20 protein-coding genes and 1 pseudogene are annotated in these 20,467 nt (G+C 45.4%); 5 read left to right on the top strand and 16 right to left on the bottom strand.

Going from position 1 to position 20,467, the window contains the following annotated elements:
• Window positions 1–227 precede the first annotated feature (227 nt).
• From ASG81_RS32835 to ASG81_RS16090, 9 genes and pseudogenes are all read right to left on the bottom strand, one after another.
• Window positions 228–833, bottom strand: coding sequence for a transposase (locus tag ASG81_RS32835; RefSeq protein ID WP_327205173.1), 606 nt, complete (start codon window positions 831–833; stop codon window positions 228–230).
• Window positions 834–1,016: 183 nt separating this feature from the next.
• Window positions 1,017–1,617 (bottom strand): annotated as a pseudogene (locus ASG81_RS16060) (IS110 family transposase); the annotation flags it as partial.
• Between the two features lie 422 nt (window positions 1,618–2,039).
• Window positions 2,040–2,234: a hypothetical protein gene (locus tag ASG81_RS32840; RefSeq protein WP_235548895.1), complete on the bottom strand. Its 195-nt coding sequence runs from the start codon at window positions 2,232–2,234 to the stop codon at window positions 2,040–2,042.
• A gap of 79 nt (window positions 2,235–2,313) precedes the next feature.
• Window positions 2,314–3,669, bottom strand: a complete 1,356-nt coding sequence (locus tag ASG81_RS16065; protein WP_056636237.1) for a dipeptidase — start codon at window positions 3,667–3,669, stop codon at window positions 2,314–2,316.
• Between the two features lie 35 nt (window positions 3,670–3,704).
• The gene (locus tag ASG81_RS34010; protein ID WP_056636242.1) at window positions 3,705–3,929 is read right to left on the bottom strand and encodes a YciI family protein; all 225 of its coding nucleotides are present in this window, start codon (window positions 3,927–3,929) and stop codon (window positions 3,705–3,707) included.
• Window positions 3,930–4,033: 104 nt separating this feature from the next.
• A complete protein-coding gene (locus tag ASG81_RS16075) occupies window positions 4,034–5,056 on the bottom strand; it encodes a serine hydrolase domain-containing protein (protein ID WP_442952890.1) in 1,023 nt (340 codons plus the stop codon).
• 188 nt (window positions 5,057–5,244) lie between these two features.
• A complete protein-coding gene (locus tag ASG81_RS16080) occupies window positions 5,245–5,766 on the bottom strand; it encodes a hypothetical protein (RefSeq protein ID WP_056636245.1) in 522 nt (173 codons plus the stop codon).
• A gap of 216 nt (window positions 5,767–5,982) precedes the next feature.
• Complete coding sequence (locus tag ASG81_RS16085) at window positions 5,983–6,231, bottom strand: MFS transporter (RefSeq protein WP_056636247.1); 249 nt, start codon at window positions 6,229–6,231, stop codon at window positions 5,983–5,985.
• A gap of 81 nt (window positions 6,232–6,312) precedes the next feature.
• Complete coding sequence (locus ASG81_RS16090) at window positions 6,313–6,876, bottom strand: GNAT family N-acetyltransferase (RefSeq protein WP_056636249.1); 564 nt, start codon at window positions 6,874–6,876, stop codon at window positions 6,313–6,315.
• 69 nt (window positions 6,877–6,945) lie between these two features.
• Between ASG81_RS16090 and ASG81_RS16095 the strand changes: the two genes are divergently transcribed.
• Window positions 6,946–9,180, top strand: coding sequence for a UvrD-helicase domain-containing protein (locus tag ASG81_RS16095; RefSeq protein ID WP_056636250.1), 2,235 nt, complete (start codon window positions 6,946–6,948; stop codon window positions 9,178–9,180).
• Window positions 9,181–9,348: 168 nt separating this feature from the next.
• Here the strand turns inward: ASG81_RS16095 and ASG81_RS16100 are convergent, their stop codons facing one another.
• The 5 genes from ASG81_RS16100 to ASG81_RS16120 form a co-directional block, all read right to left on the bottom strand.
• The gene (locus tag ASG81_RS16100) at window positions 9,349–11,526 is read right to left on the bottom strand and encodes an anthranilate synthase component I (RefSeq protein ID WP_056636252.1); all 2,178 of its coding nucleotides are present in this window, start codon (window positions 11,524–11,526) and stop codon (window positions 9,349–9,351) included.
• Window positions 11,527–11,752: 226 nt separating this feature from the next.
• The gene (locus ASG81_RS16105) at window positions 11,753–12,220 is read right to left on the bottom strand and encodes a GyrI-like domain-containing protein (RefSeq protein ID WP_056636255.1); all 468 of its coding nucleotides are present in this window, start codon (window positions 12,218–12,220) and stop codon (window positions 11,753–11,755) included.
• 69 nt (window positions 12,221–12,289) lie between these two features.
• On the bottom strand, window positions 12,290–12,889 hold the full coding sequence (locus ASG81_RS16110) for a phosphotransferase (protein ID WP_056636257.1): 600 nt from the start codon (window positions 12,887–12,889) through the stop codon (window positions 12,290–12,292).
• The gene (locus ASG81_RS16115; protein WP_155971584.1) at window positions 12,843–13,286 is read right to left on the bottom strand and encodes a phosphotransferase; all 444 of its coding nucleotides are present in this window, start codon (window positions 13,284–13,286) and stop codon (window positions 12,843–12,845) included. The genes ASG81_RS16110 and ASG81_RS16115 overlap by 47 nt, the downstream gene beginning before the upstream one ends.
• A gap of 195 nt (window positions 13,287–13,481) precedes the next feature.
• Entirely contained in the window at window positions 13,482–14,654 is a 1,173-nt protein-coding gene (locus ASG81_RS16120; protein WP_056636261.1) for a serine hydrolase domain-containing protein, read from the bottom strand.
• 171 nt (window positions 14,655–14,825) lie between these two features.
• On the opposite strand from ASG81_RS16120, the gene ASG81_RS16125 reads away from it, so the two are divergent.
• Window positions 14,826–15,278, top strand: coding sequence for an Lrp/AsnC family transcriptional regulator (locus ASG81_RS16125; RefSeq protein ID WP_056636262.1), 453 nt, complete (start codon window positions 14,826–14,828; stop codon window positions 15,276–15,278).
• Window positions 15,279–15,377: 99 nt separating this feature from the next.
• On the opposite strand, the gene ASG81_RS16130 is transcribed toward ASG81_RS16125, so the two are convergent.
• Entirely contained in the window at window positions 15,378–16,583 is a 1,206-nt protein-coding gene (locus ASG81_RS16130; protein WP_235548896.1) for an MFS transporter, read from the bottom strand.
• Window positions 16,584–17,139: 556 nt separating this feature from the next.
• Between ASG81_RS16130 and ASG81_RS16135 the strand changes: the two genes are divergently transcribed.
• The 3 genes from ASG81_RS16135 to ASG81_RS16145 all read left to right on the top strand — a co-directional run bounded on the left by ASG81_RS16135 (window position 17,140) and on the right by ASG81_RS16145 (window position 18,754).
• The gene (locus tag ASG81_RS16135; protein WP_056636264.1) at window positions 17,140–17,622 is read left to right on the top strand and encodes a DUF2975 domain-containing protein; all 483 of its coding nucleotides are present in this window, start codon (window positions 17,140–17,142) and stop codon (window positions 17,620–17,622) included.
• Window positions 17,623–17,632: 10 nt separating this feature from the next.
• A complete protein-coding gene (locus ASG81_RS16140; protein ID WP_056636266.1) occupies window positions 17,633–17,860 on the top strand; it encodes a helix-turn-helix domain-containing protein in 228 nt (75 codons plus the stop codon).
• A gap of 387 nt (window positions 17,861–18,247) precedes the next feature.
• Window positions 18,248–18,754, top strand: a complete 507-nt coding sequence (locus ASG81_RS16145; protein WP_056636267.1) for a metallophosphoesterase family protein — start codon at window positions 18,248–18,250, stop codon at window positions 18,752–18,754.
• A 327-nt stretch (window positions 18,755–19,081) separates the two neighbouring features.
• On the opposite strand, the gene ASG81_RS16150 is transcribed toward ASG81_RS16145, so the two are convergent.
• Window positions 19,082–20,383: an MFS transporter gene (locus ASG81_RS16150; protein WP_056636268.1), complete on the bottom strand. Its 1,302-nt coding sequence runs from the start codon at window positions 20,381–20,383 to the stop codon at window positions 19,082–19,084.
• Between the last annotated feature and the right edge of the window lie 84 nt (window positions 20,384–20,467).

Raw genomic sequence — 20,467 nt, forward strand, 5'->3', positions numbered from 1 at the left:
CAAGTACTATTCTTCTGCACGCATACTCCACAATTTCCTTGGGGTTCACCATCCCATAGCTCTACGGGTCTATGCCCTTACATTCCTTCGTTACACCTGGCCAAGGCGTGGAGACCGATWGCGTTTAGCTGACGGGTCTGAGCCCTTATCGGGTACGAACTCGGTCCTCCGTGCTTTCTTTGTGAAATCCTGCGAATGAGTCAATATACGTGATCGTTTAWTCYGTCTTAGGCAGCTTGAATSYAGGTAGRGACAGCTTTTTCAGGAGAAAAAGTTYCCCCCCGACTAACAATGCCGATGATGATTCGTGCCAATTTCCCAATCAGTTTAAATACCGATTGATGCTTCTTCATTTGCTTGACTTGAACATTATTCTTATGCAGCTGTCGGAACACAGGGTTGTTTCCAACAAGTTGGAGCATAGCCAGATACAGATATTTTCGCAGCATAGCATCACCTCTTTTAGAAAGYACGATCTGTCCCTTGCGCTTCCCCGAAGTGCTTTCGGCTAGGTTTAAGCCTGCCTTACGCAATAATTGACGTCCATGGGCATACTGCCTGAGGTCGCCAGCACCTGATAGAATGGCTGCAATGCAGATCGTGCCTAGGCCRATAGATCGAAGCTGATTGGCCATAGGAATTTCACTGAGCAACACTTGTATATCCTTTTCTATTCTTTCTAGTATCTCAACAATCCGTTCGAACTCTTGAAATAGCCGCCCCAAATCCTGCTTTGCTTCATCGAGGGCAGTCGTTTCGCCTACRCTTCGCTTAGCTTGAGCGATGAGCTGYGCAGCTTTCTGCATGCCAGTGGAGCCACCGGCTCGCTTCATATGTTCTCTCCATCCTGTRATCACTTCTGATACGGACAGAGWCGCTAGATCCTGCGGAGAAGGGAATTCTTTAAGCGTAGCTAAGGACCGTTTGCAGGTCCAGTCTTCAAACACTGAGAAATACTCAGGGAAGCGAATGTCTAACCAGCGAATGATCCGGTTCTGCAGCCGTACACTATTCGNTAGCTAAGGACCGTTTGCAGGTCCAGTCTTCAAACACTGAGAAATACTCAGGGAAGCGAATGTCTAACCAGCGAATGATCCGGTTCTGCAGCCGTACACTATTCGWCACCCAAAATTCCCGRTCACTCATAATCGTTTTCAACCTTTGAAAAACGATAGCTTGTTGCGAGTATTCATAGTAGTAGCCTCGGCTAACCACGTCAGCAATGACAAGCGCATCCTTCGGATCACTYTTGGAGGGAGAATTATCCYGGTTCTCCTTGTTTCGTTTGGTGGTGGCCGGATTCACCATGACAACGCTCTTGCCCTTGTCGGCAAGCCAATTCGCCAGGTTATACCCGTAGTGCCCTGTCGGCTCCATACCAATTATGAGYCCTTTTAAACGGTRTTTCTGTTGTAATCCATCKAYCCATCGTTCTAATTTTTCGAATCCTTCAATTGTATTTGAGAATGATAGATGTCGCTTACTAAGTATGATGCCGCGAAAATTAGTTGCTTGTGCTACATGAGTTTCCTTCGCGATATCTATACCCACAACAAGGTGAGATGTAGATATTCTTTCAATGCGTTGATTTTGTCTGGCTGATTGCTTAAACTTCATAGTAAGAGCGCCTCCTTGATGGTGTTGGGTTATTAGACCTTTCGACAAACCCATCATACAGAGGCGCTCCTTTTTTGACAAAGGCCAAATCTTAGGCCCTACAGGAATGTTTAGCTTAATTACAGTCCTTTCTTTCAAATCTCGAANATGGTGTTGGGTTATTAGACCTTTCGACAAACCCATCATACAGAGGCGCTCCTTTTTTGACAAAGGCCAAATCTTAGGCCCTACAGGAATGTTTAGCTTAATCATATCATTGTGTAAGAGACTTCAAATCCTTTACAACCATTTCAACTCGTTCATCTTTAGGGGTATGGGAACCTTCGTAGTTATAAAATATCAAGACATTCGCGACCTGGTATCTTCCATGTGCTACCACATCCGCCGTTGCCGTATTATCCTCGAAATCCTTTATTCCTTTCTTAACGCCAGCACTGGATGATATAAATACTGATTAACTGTTCATCATTAATAAGAAAAGGTTCAGGTGTGACACCATTTAAAGTCATTAGAAATACACTATCTGGGTGTAATTCGGTCGGCTCTGCTAAAGGCATCCCATGTTTTTTAAATAAGTCTTTAATTTGAGTTGATGTAATTGTTTTCTCCTTATTCATGCATCCTGTAATAATGAAGCACATTGCTAACAGTGTTCAAAAAAAATCGCGAAGCCGGCCGCTTCGCGATTTTTCATACCTATAACCGCTTCAGGAACGATACGATCGTCAGAAGCCCTTTGTCGAAATTGCCCAGATGAAAATGTTCGTTCGGCGCATGCAGATTCTCGTCCGGAAGACCAAAGCCCATCATAACGACAGGAGCTGCCAGTTCGCGGGAGAAAGTTGCGACGATCGGAATCGATCCTCCGTCTTTCGTGAACAGAGCGCGCGTGCCGTAGACGTCTTCGTAAGCATCCGCAGCCAACTGCAGCATCCGGTCGGAAGGATCGATGTTGAAAGCGCGGGCCTTCTCGCCGTCTTTGATTTGCAGCTTCGCGCCGGGCTGAACATGCTTCTGCAAATGCCGTTTAATCTTGTCCAGAATGTCCTGCGGGTCCTGGTCTCCAACTAGGCGGCAGGTGATCTTGACATGCGCCTCCTTCGGAATGACCGTCTTGGTGCCTTCGCCCTGAAAGCCGCCGTAAACACCGTTCAGTTCAAGCGTCGGCCTCGCTCCGACGCGTTCCACAAAGGAGAAGCCTTCTTCGCCGTACAACGCGTCAAGACCGAGACTTGCCTTCAATTGATCTTCATCCAGCATCTGCTTGGCGAACTCTTCTCTCATGAGCGGTGAAAGCTCCGGCACACCTTCATAGAATCCGTCGACGCTTACGCGGCCCCGATCATCGTGCAAAGTCGCAAGCAATGAGACGAGGGCATGAAGCGCGTTAGGAACGCCCCCGCCATATGTTCCAGAGTGCAAATCGGTATTCGCGGTGTTCATGGTGACCTCAAGCGAACACAATCCCCGAAGTCCCGTACTGATGGCGGGCTTGCCCGGCTCGAGCAGCGATGTGTCCGAAATCAGGATGACGTCAGTGGCCAGCTTATCCCGATTCGTCGTCAAGAAAGGGGGGAGGCTCCGGCTGGAAACTTCTTCTTCGCCCTCGATGCACAGCTTGATATTGACCGGAAGCCGCTCTTCCTGCTTCAATATGGCTTCTATCGCTTTGATATAGAGAAACACCTGGCCTTTATCGTCCGTCGCGCCCCGCGCGTACAGTTTGCCGTCCCGGATGTCCGGCTCGAAGGGAGGCGTCGTCCACAAATGCAGCGGATCGACTGGCTGCACGTCGTAATGGCCGTAAACCAGCACGGTGGGTTTACCGGGAGCATGAAGATGATCGGCATACACGATCGGATGGCCTTCGGTTTGATGCACTTCCACGTTCTCGAGGCCCGCGCGGGTGAGCGCGTCCGCAAGCCATTCGGCCGCTTTGTTCATATCCGCTTTATGCGCGGACAGGGCAGATATGCTCGGGATGGACAACCATTGCTTAAGCTCGTCCAACTGCTGTTCCTTTAAGTATTGAAAATAGGTTTCATAACTCATCGTGATTTCATCCTCCCTTTCAATTTATATCCATATCATATACCTCCGCCAAGCAAAGATGCCAGAGACTCGGCGTAAATTGTTGGCGTAAACGGAATAACGGTATATTCCGCGAGTTTTTCTTTATGGAAAGGATCTTCCTTAATAATTTCCTCAATCTCCGTCTTGGATTCTGCGCGCGCGATAATAACTCCGCACGTTCTTGGCTTCAGTAGGCCGGATGCGATAAATCGGGAAGCCCCATAGTATGTGCGCTTCAAACGAAGCCGGTGATCACAAAAATTCGAGTACAGTACCGCTATTGGGATGTGGCTGATACGTGTTCTCGGCGTCTATGGTTTATGTATTTACTTGCAACTGGAGATTACCTGCCATCGATTTGTTGAACAATTTCATTTTCAATAGCAGCCATAATATCGAACGCACCTGTCGACTTATTTGAACACACAGCAACTTTTATCGACTCTCCAGGATAGAAAGCGGAGTGGAAGTTAACTCCTGGGTCATATCCCATTACATGATATTTTAAAATGGTATCATTTTTCATTTTCTTAATCCATACACCATAGCCATAGAAGTCATCGTCCTCTTTCTGAACGTGTGGTGTGAGTAATTGCAGTGTATAAACTTCACTTAGAAGGAGATTATTTATTAGTGCTTCCCACAGTTTAACCATGTCATTTACCGTTACAAATGCTCCACCATCTGAACCTCCTTTTACAGGCAATGAATAAATGTTTGTTCTCCAGTTTCCATCGTGATTATCAATATAGCCTTGTGCTGTATTTGGAGGGAGGGCATCTAATTCAAAATATCCTGAATCCTCCATGCCAGCTCTTTTGAAGATATTTTTTTGAATGTACTCGTCAAAGTTAAGCTGACTTGCTTGTTCAACGATTAAACCAAGCAAAATGTACCCTGCATTATTATAATGAAACCTTTCCCCTACTTTAAACCTCATGGCCTGATACTGAAATAGTGGTAAGAAATCTTTCAAACTTCTTATTCGATACATTGGGTTTTCTACCCACAATTCTTCAAAGTCATCCATTACTTCCTCATCAAAGTAGTCGGGTATTCCAGATGTATGCGTTAGTAGATGATGGATAGTTATTTCATCCTCAAAATTCGGAAAGTTAAAATCAAGACATTCTTTTAACTTGGAATCAAAGGAAAGCTTTCTCTCCTCCACAAGCTGACAAATTGCAATTGCAGTAAAAAGCTTACAACCCGAGGCTATTCCGTACCGAGTGAATGTATTATTCTTTAATTGTTCCGATCGATTGGCAAAGCCAAAGCTTAATTCTGTTAAAATTCCCTTGTCCTTTTTAACAAGTATCGTTCCTGAGAAATCTTTATTGTCAGCAATACATTTTGCCACATCCATGTTCATTATTACCTCCATTTTGATGTACCACCAAAAAAAATAATTCTCCACGAAGCACAAAACTAACTGTCATTATAATGGTATGCTTCAAATATAAAAGCATCAAGATACAGTTTGTTTTTACTCAACGAAGCTGCCGTTTTTACCGGCAGCCTCGTCCTGATGTTTATTGAGCTATAGTTACCCGTTTAGTTGAAAAGACAATATAAGATGATAGCTTGTTGTACATAAACTAAATTCTTTTTGAATTCATGACCAACAAAATAATCTGAGGATATTACATCTTCGCTTACTTCTTCATTTCGGAAAAAGGGAGGGCATGGATTCAATATTGAATGCTTTTTAGTTAATTTCATTCTTTCTAAGGTAATTTGATATTTATTTATGTACTCCTCTGTTCGAAATTGATTCGGTAATGAATCTGTCAAAATTACATCACTTTTCTTCAATACAATTTCAAGTTCTGTATGAAATTTATAGTTATGTGAATGCTCGGCAAGTTCATTACCAGCTAAACAGACATGATTAAATTCTAGATTCATTATATTAGCAATATTTGTCCATGACCGAGAGATATTACCCGCAGGACCAACGAATGTATAAACAAGTTCCTTATATTTCTCTTTTTTCTCACTAATTGAGTATAAATCCGCCAAAATCTCGCATGGATGATTATCGGAAATTTTGCGCGCTCCCCATTTCTGAACCAATCTCCCCCATACGTAAACGCAAGGAATACAGCGATAAATATCGCGCCAAGCAAAATCGTATTGCTGTCCTCCGCGGCCGCAAGTACATATTTGGTGTAGAAGGGTATAGCAGCCGGCAGCATTGCGAAGGTAAATTGCACAAAGAAACTGCCGATGACGTATAGTACGAACGCCTTGTTCGAGAACGTAAATTTTAAGGACTTCAGAAAACCGGTTTCATCGGCGCGAAGCGACGTTTTTCTCCTTGCTGGACGACACCATGATGATGAAGAAAAGCAGCGCTATGCCCGCAAAAATAGCTCCCATCGGTCCCCAGCCCAGCGTTCCGTAAACGAGAGGAGGCAGCGCCACGCCAATAATCATCCCGACGATGCCGAACATTTGCCGCCATGAGGACACGGCCGCACGCTCCTTCATCGTCGTGAACATTTCCGGAAACGCCAGCGGTACCATTCCAAACAGCATGTAAGGTATGCGCCTGCCTAAACGGGAGCTCGTGCGGTCGGAGATATGTAGAACTAGACTATCCGGCTTACGCCTCTTATCCTAATTCTTCTGCTTCACCATTCGAATATAGCGGTTGCCGCTGACTTGAATCGAGCCATCTTCGATATAATTCAGCTTTTTATAAAGCGCATATGCTCTCGTATTGCCTGGCTCCACAATCAGCGACAGCCTGCTGTAGCCTTCCTCCATGCCCTTCTGCTCAAAAGCGCCGATCAGCGCCTTTGCGATGCCTTGCCCCTGATAACGCTCTGCGACCGCGATCGAATCCAAATAATATTCGCCTTCTTTAGCCTCAACGGCAATAATCTCACCAGCGCGGGCACCCGAATCCCGTCCCGGCCGCGTCACAAAAGGGACATCGAGCGCTGCCGCCCCGTCTCCTGCATAGCTGAGCAGCATGCCTGCAACGCCATCTTCCCCTCTATCGACGAGCACATGCTTATAGCTAATCCGATTGTCCTCGCGAATATAAAAGCCGGCTAAAATGCGCTCTGCTTCACCCTCATCCTCGCATCCCGCTAAGGAGTAAGCGATGCGGCCAATCGCCGCAAGCAGCAGCGGCAGCACCTCATGTACATCTTCTTTTCTGGCAGGTCCAATCATGACGGCATCCCTCATTCTTTTTAAGTTCTGTTATAATAAATAAATATTATTTCTGAAGGTGATGAAGCAGTGAGCAATGACTATTATACATTCCCCATAGGCATCCGAAACAGCGAGGTTCCCTTTGCTCCCCGTGCAGAAGCCGAGACAAGCCGTCAGCTTGTCGGTGCCGGGGAGACGGACGCCCGTTTTTTCCGCGCTTTGGAGCAGTACGGCATTTCACTTAATAGACCGCAAATTGCTGCGGTTCGCCATAATATAGGGCCTGCGCTTACACTTGCGGGAGCCGGCTCGGGCAAGACGTCTGTGCTCGTGTGCCGGACCGCTTATCTGCTTGCTGTACAGGATGTGCAGCCCCAGCATATTTTATTGATGACCTTTTCCAAGAAAGCTGCCGATGAAATGCGAAGCCGCATTCGCTTACTTCCCGTCCTTAGCCCGCAGGCGGCGAGCGGCGTAGAGGCGCGCACCTTTCACTCCTTCTGCCTCCAGCTGCTCCGGGGACGCGGCTACCGCCAAGGCATACTGGGCGAAACCGGACAGAAGCATATATTTTTCAAGCGGCTCATGCGCGAGCTTCTGCTGCAAAACGACTACGAGCCCGAAACATTGCTTTCCCAGCTTTCCGCTATAAAGCTGCGGATGATCAACGTAAGCGACCTTCCCGTATCAACGACGGAGGAAAGAGAGCTAAAGCTGCTTTTCACACGCTACGAGCAGTGGAAGAAGGACATGGATAAGCTCGATTACGATGATCTTCTGCTCGAAGCCTACAAGCTTCTGAAGGATGACGAGGCGCTGCTTGCTGGGCTGCAAAGACGCTTTCAGTACATCATGATCGACGAGTTCCAGGATACGAATCAAGTGCAATACGTGCTCGTGCAAATGCTAGCAGACAAGCACCGCAACCTTATGGTCGTAGGCGATGACGATCAGACGATCTATTCCTTTAACGGGGCGAAGAACGATTATATATTGAATTTCGAGCATCAATACCCCGGTGCAGCAACTTATATACTCGATATCAATTACCGGTCGACCAGTACGATTGTCGGTCTTGGCAATGCAATTATTCAATATAATAAGCTGCGCAAGGAGAAAACGCTGCTGGCCGTTAAGCCGAAAGGTGTGAGCCCTTCCTACGCGCGGCTCAAAACGACGCAGGACGAGGCAAAGCTCATTGCGGATACCATTTCCCTGCAAACCGGGCAAGGCAAACGCTCCTTTGGAGATTTTGCCGTATTGTTCCGTACTGCGAGCAGCGGCAGGGCACTTGTCGAGGTGCTTCTGACCAGAGAGCTTCCGTTCATCGACTTCGGCGACGGCCAGCTCTTTTATGACCAATGGGCCATTAAGCCTTTGCTTGCTCATTTGCGGCTTACGCATAATCGCCGGAATTTCGATGCGATGGAAATCCTGCTTCCCTCGCTTTATGTCAATCGCGAGCAGGCTATGGCTTTCATATGGAACCAGGACAAACAGCGCGCGAAGAAATGGCCGCTCATTCACCTTCTGGAATTCCCTCAGCTGAAGGAATTCCAGAAGGACAAAATCAAGGAGCGCATCAAGCTTATTAAATCGTTGACCGATATGAAGCCTGCCGCCGCTATTATACAGCTTCGCCAAGCCTTTTATGACCAATTTCTCGAAACGAGCAAGCGTCATGAAATGACGGAGCATAAAGAAGGGCTAAAGGAAGTGCTCGATGAGTTCGAGGCTGCCGCCGGCAGCTATGACTCTATTGAAGCTTTCCTTGCCTATATAGATGATATCACGGACAAGCACGCTGCCGTGCAGCAGCTCCAGAAGAATGAGCATAACCGCAGCGCCATATCGCTGATGTCGATCCACAAATCCAAGGGGCTCGAGTTTCCGGTCGTATTCGTTATTGGCGCCTCGGAGGGCATTCTTCCGCATAGCTCTGCGCTCGCTGCCGATAAACACAGCGATCGAAGCTCCATCCAGACAGGCGATGACGCACTTGCAGAAGCGCTGGAGGAAGAAAGGCGTCTCGCATACGTTGCCGTTACAAGAGCTCAAGAGGAATTGTACATTAGCTCTCCCGCCCTGTACCGGGGAAAACCCGCTGAATTATCGCGGTTCATCCGCTCTGCCTTCAAGAACGGACAGGAGGAGGACGGCGATGCCGCTTCGGCCCTTGCATGGCTTTGCACAAGCGATTCCTGCCAAGTGTGGCAGCGGATTATAACTTACGAGGATTCGCAAGCGGAAGCCCGGACATGCCCCTTGTGTCAGTCCCCAATGGAGCAAGGAACAAAGGTATTGCCGAAGAAAAAGAAGTGAGGCGAAGAAGCTGCGTACTTCCTAGCGCCCAAGGAGACGCATGAGCAATTGAAGCTGGCGCTTAAGCGTCGTCGATGTATACGATTTGCACTCATTCATACTGGAGCTGTAAATTAAAAAAAGCGGCAGCCTGAAACATGAACATCATGTTTTGGACTGCCGCTGCCTTTATTTTTGTTCGCATTTACTTAAACGGGATACAACATTTTCGATTATTTTTATGCCTGCTTCCCCGCGCAGGGTGGCAATTGATTCGGGATGGAATTGCACCGCTGCAATTGGCAGCGTTTTATGCTCGATTCCCATGACAATCCCATCTTCAGAAACCGCATTAACATCTAAGCAGCTTGGCAGTTCCTTTGCGTACAAAGAATGGTACCTTGCTACATGAAATTGCCCGGGCAATCCCGCCCAAATATGGCTTAACCCGTCGGTCTTAACTAATGAGGATTTACCATGCTGAGGATAATCCAGAACATCCAGGCTCCCTCCAAAATATTCAACAATACCTTGCAGTCCCAAGCATACGCCAAAAATAGGTATTTTCTTCTCCAAACAGATAGCAATCGTTTTATTTAATGCAAATTGGGAAGGCTTGCCGGGACCAGGTGAAAGCACGACCATATCGAACGTCTTTTCTTTTAAAATATCCCGGGCATAGGGTGCGCGCAAAGTCATTACGCTCGCGCCGGTTTGCTTAATATAATTGGACAGCGTATGGACAAAGGAATCTTCATGGTCGATAAGCAAAATATTTTTGCCCTGCCCAACATTCGATCGAGCCGGTTTAGATGGTTCCGCTCCCCCAATATGGGGTCCGCGCACAGCTTGAACTAGAGCAGCCGCTTTGGTGAGCGTTTCCTGTTCTTCCGCCTCCGGCACAGAATCGTATAATAACGTTGCCCCAACGCGAATTTGTGCGACACCGTCTTGGATTCTGATCGTCCGCAACGTCAAACCCGTATTCAAATCACCATTGAAGGCAAGATAGCCGACAGCCCCGCCATACCATCCCCTTGGGGATGTTTCATGATCTTCAATCCAACGAATAGCGGCGCGTTTAGGAGCGCCGGTCACCGTAACAGCCCACATATGGGACATAAATGCATCCAATGCATCAAATTCAGGACGTAAGATTCCCTCCACGTGATCGACAGTATGAATAAGGTGGGAGTACATTTCAATTTGGCGTCTCCCGATAACTTCAACGGAACCGGGTTCGCAAATACGGGATTTATCGTTCCGGTCCACATCCGTACACATAGTCAACTCAGATTCTTCCTTAACGGAATTCAACAGCTCTCTAATCTGGTCTGAATCTTCAATCGCGTTATTTCCGCGTTTTATCGTTCCTGATATCGGACAAGTCTCCACTCTTCTGCCCTCGACTCTAACGTACATCTCGGGAGAAGATCCGACTAAAAATTGATTTCCTAAATTAATAATGAAGCCGTATGGGCTCGGATTAATCCGCTGCAGACGCTCGAATATCGTGGATGGAAGGCTGGAGCATGACTCATACAGCGTGTGGGAGGGAACGACTTCAAATAAATCCCCCACCTTAAAGGATTTAATGGCTTCCCGCACCATATTGGCATAGTTTCCTTCGGTATAACGGTTTAACGGGATTTGCCCATGCAGCTCCGGCTGTATAAGCTCCCCCGTTCTTTCGAGTCCGGCGGTACTTTCATCATTGAACCTGAAATCATAAGATACCTGATAGGCAGAATTCAGATGGCGGTCAACAATAATGATCTCGTCAGGAAAATAAAGAATCACATCTGAGTCACGGGTCTCCCGCTGATGCTTGAGTTCCATAGGTTCAAACTGAAAAACCAAATCATATCCAAACGCCCCATACAAGCCAAGAAAAGAATCCTCGGGCGAATAAAAAAAATCTCTGATCGCACGGATTACAGTGAAAATGGAGGGCTGTTTCGTTCTTTCCTCTTCATTAAACATCGCTTTATTGGTTTTAATGTTTCCTGAAACTTTACTTCCCGTATATTCGAGATTTTCAATAACGTCGATTTCTCTAAGTTTGTGAAAAATGGCATTTATCAATATTTTCCCTCTTACATTCTCGGCCGTCATACTGAACCCGTTTCCACTAGCTGCGAGCTCTAATGCGGGGTTTTTAAAACCAATGTCCCAACGCGAATAACGCCCAGGATATTCAAAACCGCTGGAAAATAATGCACCTTTTTTATTATCGATTTCTTTTAAGATGACTTGATTGGCCGTTTCGACATCAATGTGGTCTGCCGTACGGGTAACTTCAATGTTTCCTTTGGTAATGTATACGCTTTGGCGGGGAATAGAAACGAACGATGACAAAATACTCATGCGGATTACCTCCTCTAAATTTTAGAGGAGAACAGGAATAACCTAAGAGAGGAAATTGGGAATTGAAAAAACTCAAAACTAAATACACTTCGCATCTCTCGACTAGTCTCATCTCTTCTCGGCTCAGCTAACCTGTTCTCGTCTCAACTGCTTAAAGTTTAATGGATTTTCCAAATATTTTCAAGATACAAATGGGAACTCTACCATTCTGTAGGTGCAGATTATTTTAAATAGCTGGTATATAGATGTCAATTTGAGAGACTTCACTTTCCAATGCATGAATATCATTCCAATATTCAATATCAATTGGTCTGCCGCCATACGTGTTGTTTATAAAATCATAAGTTGTACTAATCTGAGATTCGGCACCTTTATGTATAATTTTGATATAACGGCCGGAAGGTACTGTATGCGTTATCATGTCATTAGGGATTTCGCCATATGAGGTTACTTCAAATCCGATCACATGTTGATATGGCACATAGGGAGTCCAATGACCGTCATGAGGATAAATTTGGATCAAGTAAATACCTGATCCTTTCCTATTTTCGATTTCATTCATCCGTTTCTCCAAATCCTCGCGTAACGGTCCAAGAATCTTCGATTCTAAAACATTATTTAGGCTTTCGGTTATTGAAAAACCAACCAGCCTGATTTCTTCTCTTTCCAAATTATCGACTTGATAAGTATTCATTTTTATATTCCTCCCGTTATGTGGAAATATAGTTGAGATAACGATTATTTTACTTGGACAAATCAAGGATCAAAGTAAGTAATTTTCAATCAGCCGCTTTATTGAAGAGCAATGATTGTTCAGCCAGTCATTCCTTGTTTGAAATTGATTTAGGATGTAATTGAAGTTCTGCTCGATATTTCTTCCAGAATAATGCTGGCCGATGTAAATATGAAGTACAGCAATATGGTAAATTTGAGTCAATAGTTGCAACTGATTCATTTCTCGATATGTACATTTTCTAAATTGAGAGTAGCCTTTTATAAATGCCTCAGTCATATCCCATGATCCGTTTGTCAACTGAATGACGTGATTAAGGGAAATCGCAAATTCCATAAAGCTAATATCAATTGACGTAAAATCAAAATCCAAAACACCATGGATTCTGTTGTCTTTTGAGAGTAAGTTGTAGATTAACACATCATGATGAACTAGTTGCTTGGGCAATGCCAACAACTCAAGTTTATTTTTCTCCACGAAGGAGACCGTTTCTTTATAAAAATTAAGGGCTGTTTGAGGAATTTCAAAGGGTGGGGCCTTGATAAAAGATGCAACAGCTTGATAATCGGCTAGTGGATGCAGACTATAAATTTCCGTAAAGGAAACCCCGTCGAATAAGCTCTGCTTCATATTGACTAAATGCTGAAGTAATTTCACCGATAACAGAGCCAAACTCTGTGGTTTGCTGAATACTGGACATCTCCGGAACGGCCCCTTCAATAAACGAAACGACCGCACCTAGTGTTCCATCTGACAGGTGTACGTACTTTTCGCCGGCTTTCGTATTTAAAAACACTGGTACGACAAATGAAAGATTCTGTTTACTTAAATACGATGTTATTTGGGCTTCAAATTTAATGCTCTCTACATTTTTAGTATGATGATTGTAGATTCGAATGACATATTTTTTGTCATTCATTGTTAAAATTTTCGTTAGGTTAGTCAGACCGAATGGTACTGGCTCGATTTCGTATACAGAATCCTCAAAGTAATTACGAACGATCTCATCGATTTTTTCTTGCATCATAATCCCCCCTATCCGACATCCTTTCTTTATCAAATCAGATACTCATAACAGAGTATCACAATGAAGCGATTCAGGGAATGTTTACCATCCAAACCTGCTCGTTAGCTTAATAAAATGAGCAGACCACCGCAGCGCCTGCTCATCCATGTTTGTTTTTCAACGGTAGTTGAATAATAGATCCATTTATTAATTTTCTTACTTCTTCTTAACTCCGCAAATACCGGCATAGACGGCTTCGCATATTTCAGTTGTAAACCTGCCTGACATCCCCTCGAGCGCAGTATTCGTGAACGCTACAACACTAAGCTCTTCTTTAGGATCAACAAACCACGAATGGCCATAAGTCCCGCCCATCCGCCACGTTCCCGCCGATTCCGGCGTATTGGCAGCTACGGGGTCTTTCAGTAACGTAAAGCCTAAGCCAAAACCTCTTCCCGGCCAATACGGCATAATAAGGTCACCAATTTGATTGGTCGTCATTTCAGTGACAAGAGCCTCCGGAAGAATAGGATTCCCTCCTTGTCTCAAAGTCTCCAATAATTTAAGGAAGTCTCCGGCACTGCCAACCATACCGGCTCCACCGGAAGGATAAGCTGACTTATCGCTAAACCGGTTTGGCGTAAGACGGAAACCGGCCATACCCTCTATAAAAGGAACGGTGTCAAAATCGCGTAGACGGCGAGGTTCCTCAGAGCTATCGGCGTAGGCAGTGGTCAGTCTATCTATGTCCACAGCAACAAAATCAGTGTCTTTCATGGCAAGCGGATGAGTAACGAGCATTTGTACAGCTTCACTTAGCGATATCCCGGTAACTTTTTCGATGACCGCTCCGAGCACATCAGTTGCAATAGAATATCTCCACATTTTTCCTGGCTCATAAAGAAGGGGGACAGAAGCGAGCCTTTGGAGATTCTCTTCAAGCGTAATTTCAGCCAGATCCATGCCATCCGATACCCCGGCAAGCTCGTATGTTCCTTTGTCTTCTTGGAAAAAACGGTAAGTTAAGCCGGCGGTATGCGTTATCAAATGATGTACGGTTATTGAAGCATAACGGCCGTTTGGCAGTTTAGGGCGGAATGTAGGCAGCCATTTTTCCACTAGGTCATTTAGACGCAATCGCCCTTGTGAAATTAAAACCAAAGCTGTCGTTGATACAATAGGTTTGGTTACGGAAGCGTACCTAAACAAAGCGTTTTCCTGCATCGGCCGCTTCTGCTCCCGGTCGGCTAAACCTGCAGCCTTGCTATATACCAGATTACCGCCTAAAGCAATTTGAACAACGGCACCCACTATTCTTTTTTCTTCTAGTGTCCGGTTAATGACTTCATTCACGCATGTATCCATAAACTTCATGTCCGTATTTCTCATTGCTCCCAATCCTCTCCTAAAGTTATTTGCTTGATTATTTAAAGTAAGTGTGTTAATTATATTAATAATTTCACCTGATTTACATAAGGCGTTTAAGTTGCATATGGTAAATGACGACGATTATGAAGGTATTTAAAAGGATTATCTTTTAAATTAAAAGGAGACGATTTCATGGATCAAATCGATAAAAACATTTTGTTCCATTTACAAAACCAAGCGAGATTATCAATGACTGATTTAGGAAAGCTGGTAGGGTTATCTCAGCCTGCCGTAACCGAACGCGTGAAACGAATGGAAGAAAAAGGGGTTATTGAGGAATACCGTACGGTGATCTCTCCGCAGAAAGTGGATAAACAAAGCACCGCTTTTATTCTTTTTCGGACGCGAGATTGCCGTGCCTTCCTTGATTTTTGCCGTTTATCGCCGGATGTGGTGGAATGTTACCGCATAAGCGGAGAACATAACTATTTATTGAAAGTCATGACGGAATCAACCCAAGCCCTGGAAGAGTTCGGAAACCAGTGCGATAAGTATGGAACCTATACGATTCTAATCGTGATGTCCTCTCCTATCCCTTATAAAAATCTCATTGATGGAATAAATATACTTGCTTCTAAAGAATAGCCAGGCGCTTAAAAGATTCCTGTTGAAATCAAAAAAAAGAATCCGTAGCCGTACCGGATTCCTGACATTCTTATTAGGGCCACTATCATGGTGCACCTCTTAGCTCCCTTTAGGAAACCCATGCTTTTTAGCTTGCCAAGCTATGAGCAGGGCGAAAAATAGCAGAATGAATAATGAGCCTGGAAGGAATCCGGCCCCAAGCAGCTCGAGTAGGATACCACCTATGATGCCTCCCCCGCCGATAGCCAAGTTCCATGCCGTTACGAGCATCGATTGCGCTATATCTGCGCTCTTGCTCCCGGCTTGAGCAATCGCTGTTTGCAGCAATGTCGCCGCCCCGCCAAACGTAAGTCCCCACAAGGTGACTCCGAGGATGATGATTGCCGGTTGAGCGATGCCGATCCCCATTGCTACAGATGCCAGGGCAAATACCGTGATGCTGATCAAAACCAATAATCTCATAAATCGGTCAATCAGCAGGCCAATAACCCAAATGCCAATAACTGAAGTGATGCCGAAAATAAGCAGAACCAAGTCCACCCTCTGAGCAAGCGCGGTCTCGGCAAGGTAGGGTGAAATATACGTGTATAGAATATTATGAGCCAGCACCCAAGCCAAAACGACGAACAAAATCGGCCGTACCCCGGGGATAAAGAAGACCTTATGGAACGGAAGTTGAACATCGGCGGGCTCTCCGGCATAATCCGGTACCTTCCAAAGCACCCAAACGACCAGGGCTACTGTCAGCAACGATACGGTTCCGAAGATTAAGCGCCAGCCCACGTGATTGCCGAAAAAGGTACCGACCGGAACGCCAAGCGCCAACGCCAAAGGTGTGCCCACCATAGCCACTGCCATCGCTCGTCCTTTCAGCGGATCAGGCACCATGTGACGCGCATAACCAGCAGTCATCCCCCATAAAACTCCGGCAGATACCCCTGCAAAAAAACGGGCGGCAAGCGTCAATGCATAAACGGAAGATAACGCGGTAACGGTGTTAAATACAAAAAAGCCAATGATGCACAGCAATAGAAGCGGCCGGCGCCTCCACCCTCGTGTAGCGGCAGTCAAAGGAATGGCTGCCAAAAGAGAGCCAACTGCATAGAGAGTAACGAGTTGTCCGGCCAGAGCCTCCGTGACATCAAGATCTTTTGCAAGCTGAGGCAGCAATCCTGCCGGCAGGCTTTCAGTAAGGATGCAGATAAATCCAGCCATGGCTAACGCAAGCAATCCTACCCATGGAAGACCTTTTGAAGACGTAACGTTTATTTCGCCTTTGGCTAGACTAGTTGTGTTTAGGTTCACGTAAAAAGTCTCCTTTGTCCTATATTTAAATCAGAGAATCTCTTTCAATGATCCATCCTCTTTGTGTATAAGCTTACATAATTAAACTGCTCTTTTGCATACATGAATATAGGTAATTGAAGCGATTTAAGATGATAATCGATTTATTTTTTGAATTTCTCTTTTAATTTAAATGCCAGACGGATTTCTTCTACGCGCAACACTTTATCCTTGCTCAACAATTGCGATTACCTTTCTAAAACAAAACAAGGAAATAGGCCACATCGTTAGATGCCACCTATTTCATCCTCTATTACTGGAATAACTTGTGCTTGAGGCGTGTAAAAAAGTTGTGTTCTCACCTGTGCGTACATTTAAATCTGCTTGAGGATTGAGCTAACAGGCAGGTTAGTTCAGTTATAGAGCATTTCTTTGTAATGAGGAATGCTCTTTTTGGTTAAAAAAAGGATATCTCTATAGCAATAATAATATATTTAATAACAGTAATTTTTTATTGTAAAACGATAAATATTGTGTTAAAGTCAAATCAAATTTAATAATAAGTGAGGGGCTTTTTATGGAACGAGGAACAACACTCTTTTTAAAGGTAGCTGTTATTGTTATTGGAATCCCAGTTCTTGCTTTGTGCATATTTTTGGTGCCAGAGATAGCGAATTTTGCAGCAGAATTGTATCCAGATCATACTTATTTGAAATATCTCGTTTTAATCGATTTGTATGCAACGGCGATACCTTTTTACTTTGCTCTGTATCAAGCTTTTAAACTTTTAAGCTATATTGACAAGAACAAAGCTTTCTCGGAATTTTCTGTACGAGTTTTAAAGAATATAAAATACTGTGCAATCACAATCAGTAGCTTGTTTGTGGTAGGCATGCCACTCTTCTATCTTATTGCGGAGAAAGACGATGCCCCAGGTATCATAATAATCGGAATGGTCATGATTTTCGCCTCCATGGTGATTGCCGTTTTTGCTGCTGTTCTCCAAAAGCTTTTAAAAGAGGCTATTGATATAAAATCAGAAAATGATTTGACGGTCTGAGGTGAATAACATGGCGATTATAATCAATATTGATGTGATGTTGGCTAAAAGGAAAATGAGCGTAACAGAACTTTCGGAGAGGGTTGGAATAACAATGGCTAACCTTTCTATATTGAAAAATGGAAAGGCAAAAGCGATTCGATTATCAACTTTAGAAGCGATTTGTAAGGCTTTAGAATGTCAGCCTGGAGATATATTAGAATACAAAAGTGACGAAGACAGCACCATTATTCGTTAATGTGAGTAGTGATAGTGCTCCAGGAATAAAATACATGTGGCATGTATTAGTTCAAATGGGAACCCTTACGGTATTCTGGAATTCTCATTTGATCTCTTATCATGTCGTGGACTTTCCAACTCCTGCTGGTCCCGAAAGTAGATAAACGGTTTGCATTTATAGCCTCCCCTTCACTTCTTATATCGTCCAATTCATTATTCGTGGTCTGAAAATAAAAACCCTTTAGCGGTTTTCTCGTTGGCTAGTATAGCACTATACGCATCTGGACAGAAAACATTAGCAGTCGGTTTTTTCGTTGTTGCATTGATTGTTGTCTTATTGGTCTATTTGATAAAAATATGAAATACGAATGAAGAATATGAAGACAAGGAATCGAGGTCGGTGAGGATGAAAATCGTCGTCGTATCTGATACGCATATGCCCAGAATGAACAAGAAACTGCCGGATCGATTGCTTCGCGAGCTAAAAACGGCAAAAGCAATCATTCATGCAGGTGATTGGACGAACCTTTCCGTGTACGAGGCCTTGGTCGCATTCGCTCCGATCTACGGTGTCGCAGGTAACAATGATGGAGCAGACATTATTCGCAAGTTTGGATTGCGGAGGCAATTAGAGCTCGAGGGTGTAAGAATGGGTATCGTTCACGGACATGGCGATGGGAAAAGAATAAATACGGAAGCGCGTGCGTTAGAAGCCTTCAAGAATGTTCATTTGAATGTGCTGATCTATGGCCATTCCCATATTCCAGTACTTAAGCGCTCAGCTGGCCTGCTGGTATTTAATCCCGGGTCACCAACTGATAAAAGGAGGCAGCCCATGTATTCGTTCGGCATTTTTCAACTTGCTGGTGGAACAGTGTCTGCCAAACATATCTTTTACAATGACAAATCGTAGGATTTGAAATTGGATCAAAATAAAGGCCACGCGCTTAATTCGGTAAATCTTTTAGAAAACAGTCTAAAAGAAAGACAGCCCAATTGAATGGCTGTCCTTGTAGTAATTACCCTTCCTTTCAGGGACCAATGCAAATTGGGTCCTTTTGATATGTATCAGGAGTTTATTCTTCAATATGTGTCCCTTGTCCTTCTTTGTGAAACTATGCTGTCCGTTAGCGTGGAAAAGGCAGCAGATCATTGTGGTCGGCTGCCTCCGTGTCTTTATTGAACTCCCGATAGCTCAATGCACACCATCTTGCACTGGCTTCGAGACCAAGCTCGGTGCCTAGTTCAACCCGCTCGTCTTGTCGTCATGCCCGTCTGAGAAGCCGACCGCCTGTCCGGTACCCGGCTCCGGCACTCGCATGAGAATGACGATACCTACGATGAATAGGATTACGAGGCTGAATACGCCCATGCTCGTGTGGCCGGTGAGCTGCGCGGTTACGCCGACGAGAAGGGGGCCCAGAATCGAAGCAAACTTGTCGAAAATATTATAAAACCCGAAAAACCGGTTAGCGTTCTCCTTCGGCACCATCCGCGCGAAGTGAGCCCGGCTCAGCGCCTGGATGCCGCCTTGCGAGGTGGCGACCAGCATCGCAAGCACCCAGAAGTCGAACGCCGACTTCATGAAATACGCGTAGGTACATACGATGATGTAGACGCAGATGCCGACGTACAGCATGATTTTGCCTGAGAACCGATCCGCCAGACGCCCGTACAACATCGCGAACGGAGCAGCGACGACTTGCGTGACGAACAATATAATGAGCAGGTCCGTCGATTCTATGCCCAGATCGGTCCCATAGGCGGTGGACATCGTAATAATCGTCCCGACGCCGTCGATGTAGAAAAAATAAGCGAGCAAGAAAAGGAAAATCGCGCGATGCTGCTTGATTTGCTTTAAGGTCTCGTAGAGGCGCTTGAAGCTGTTCGCGACGATGCGAGGCTCGCGGTTCAAGTAATGCTTCTGGCGTACGTTGCGGAGCATGGGCAGGGTGAAGACGCCCCACCAGAGGGCCGTAATGAAGAACGCGATTTGGCTCGCCGCCGTGACGGAGATCGGCAGAACCTCTTGCTTAGCAAGAAGAATGATCGCGATGCTGATGATAAAAGGAATCGTGCTCCCTATATAACCGAGCGCAAATCCGCGGGCAGACACCTTGTTCATCCGTTCGTCGTCGGTGACGTCCACGAGGAAGGCATCGTAGAACACATTGGAGCCCGCCGAGCCGATAGCGATGAACATATAACAGACGAGCAGCAGCTCCCAACTATCGTTTGGAATAAACGTAAGCAGTGCGGTGGCGACGATGCCAAGCAAGCTGAAGCCGGCGAAAAACGTTTTTTTGAACCCTTGGTAATCGGCAATCGTGCCCAAGATCGGGCATAGCAGGGCGAGGATAAACGTCGAAATCGCAATCGCATATCCCAGGTAAGCCGTAGAATTCGCGGCGCTAACGCCAGCGTCCTCGGCTGCCGCTTTGTAGAAGAGCGGGAAGACGGCCGTCGAAATGATGATGGAGTAGGCGGAATGGCCCCAGTCGTACCACATCCAGCTTTTTTCTTCCTTCGAATATGACCTCATAAGCTTGGCCTCCTGAATGAACCGAATGCTCTTATTGTATAGGAAATGTGGACTTCCGGGTGCAAAGAACAAAAAATTTTTCCG

Origin of the sequence: Paenibacillus sp. Soil522 (assembly GCF_001428245.1) — a bacterium.
Taxonomy (GTDB): domain Bacteria; phylum Bacillota; class Bacilli; order Paenibacillales; family Paenibacillaceae; genus Pristimantibacillus.

What these genes read in the sequence shown, in the direction of transcription:
- ASG81_RS32840 (WP_235548895.1), bottom strand. Translation starts at nt 2,234, where the DNA reads ATGAATAAGGAGAAAACAATTACATCAACTCAAATTAAAGACTTATTT.
- ASG81_RS16085 (WP_056636247.1), bottom strand. Translation starts at nt 6,231, where the DNA reads ATGCTGTTTGGAATGGTACCGCTGGCGTTTCCGGAAATGTTCACGACG.
- ASG81_RS16090 (WP_056636249.1), bottom strand. Translation starts at nt 6,876, where the DNA reads ATGATTGGACCTGCCAGAAAAGAAGATGTACATGAGGTGCTGCCGCTG.
- ASG81_RS16110 (WP_056636257.1), bottom strand. Translation starts at nt 12,889, where the DNA reads ATGAAGCAGAGCTTATTCGACGGGGTTTCCTTTACGGAAATTTATAGT.
- ASG81_RS16140 (WP_056636266.1), top strand. Translation starts at nt 17,633, where the DNA reads ATGGCGATTATAATCAATATTGATGTGATGTTGGCTAAAAGGAAAATG.
- ASG81_RS16115 (WP_155971584.1), bottom strand. Translation starts at nt 13,286, where the DNA reads ATGATGCAAGAAAAAATCGATGAGATCGTTCGTAATTACTTTGAGGAT.
- ASG81_RS16100 (WP_056636252.1), bottom strand. Translation starts at nt 11,526, where the DNA reads ATGAGTATTTTGTCATCGTTCGTTTCTATTCCCCGCCAAAGCGTATAC.
- ASG81_RS16075 (WP_442952890.1), bottom strand. Translation starts at nt 5,056, where the DNA reads ATGGATGTGGCAAAATGTATTGCTGACAATAAAGATTTCTCAGGAACG.
- ASG81_RS16135 (WP_056636264.1), top strand. Translation starts at nt 17,140, where the DNA reads ATGGAACGAGGAACAACACTCTTTTTAAAGGTAGCTGTTATTGTTATT.
- ASG81_RS16065 (WP_056636237.1), bottom strand. Translation starts at nt 3,669, where the DNA reads ATGAGTTATGAAACCTATTTTCAATACTTAAAGGAACAGCAGTTGGAC.
- ASG81_RS16145 (WP_056636267.1), top strand. Translation starts at nt 18,248, where the DNA reads ATGAAAATCGTCGTCGTATCTGATACGCATATGCCCAGAATGAACAAG.
- ASG81_RS16125 (WP_056636262.1), top strand. Translation starts at nt 14,826, where the DNA reads ATGGATCAAATCGATAAAAACATTTTGTTCCATTTACAAAACCAAGCG.
- ASG81_RS16150 (WP_056636268.1), bottom strand. Translation starts at nt 20,383, where the DNA reads ATGAGGTCATATTCGAAGGAAGAAAAAAGCTGGATGTGGTACGACTGG.
- ASG81_RS16105 (WP_056636255.1), bottom strand. Translation starts at nt 12,220, where the DNA reads ATGAATACTTATCAAGTCGATAATTTGGAAAGAGAAGAAATCAGGCTG.
- ASG81_RS16120 (WP_056636261.1), bottom strand. Translation starts at nt 14,654, where the DNA reads ATGAGAAATACGGACATGAAGTTTATGGATACATGCGTGAATGAAGTC.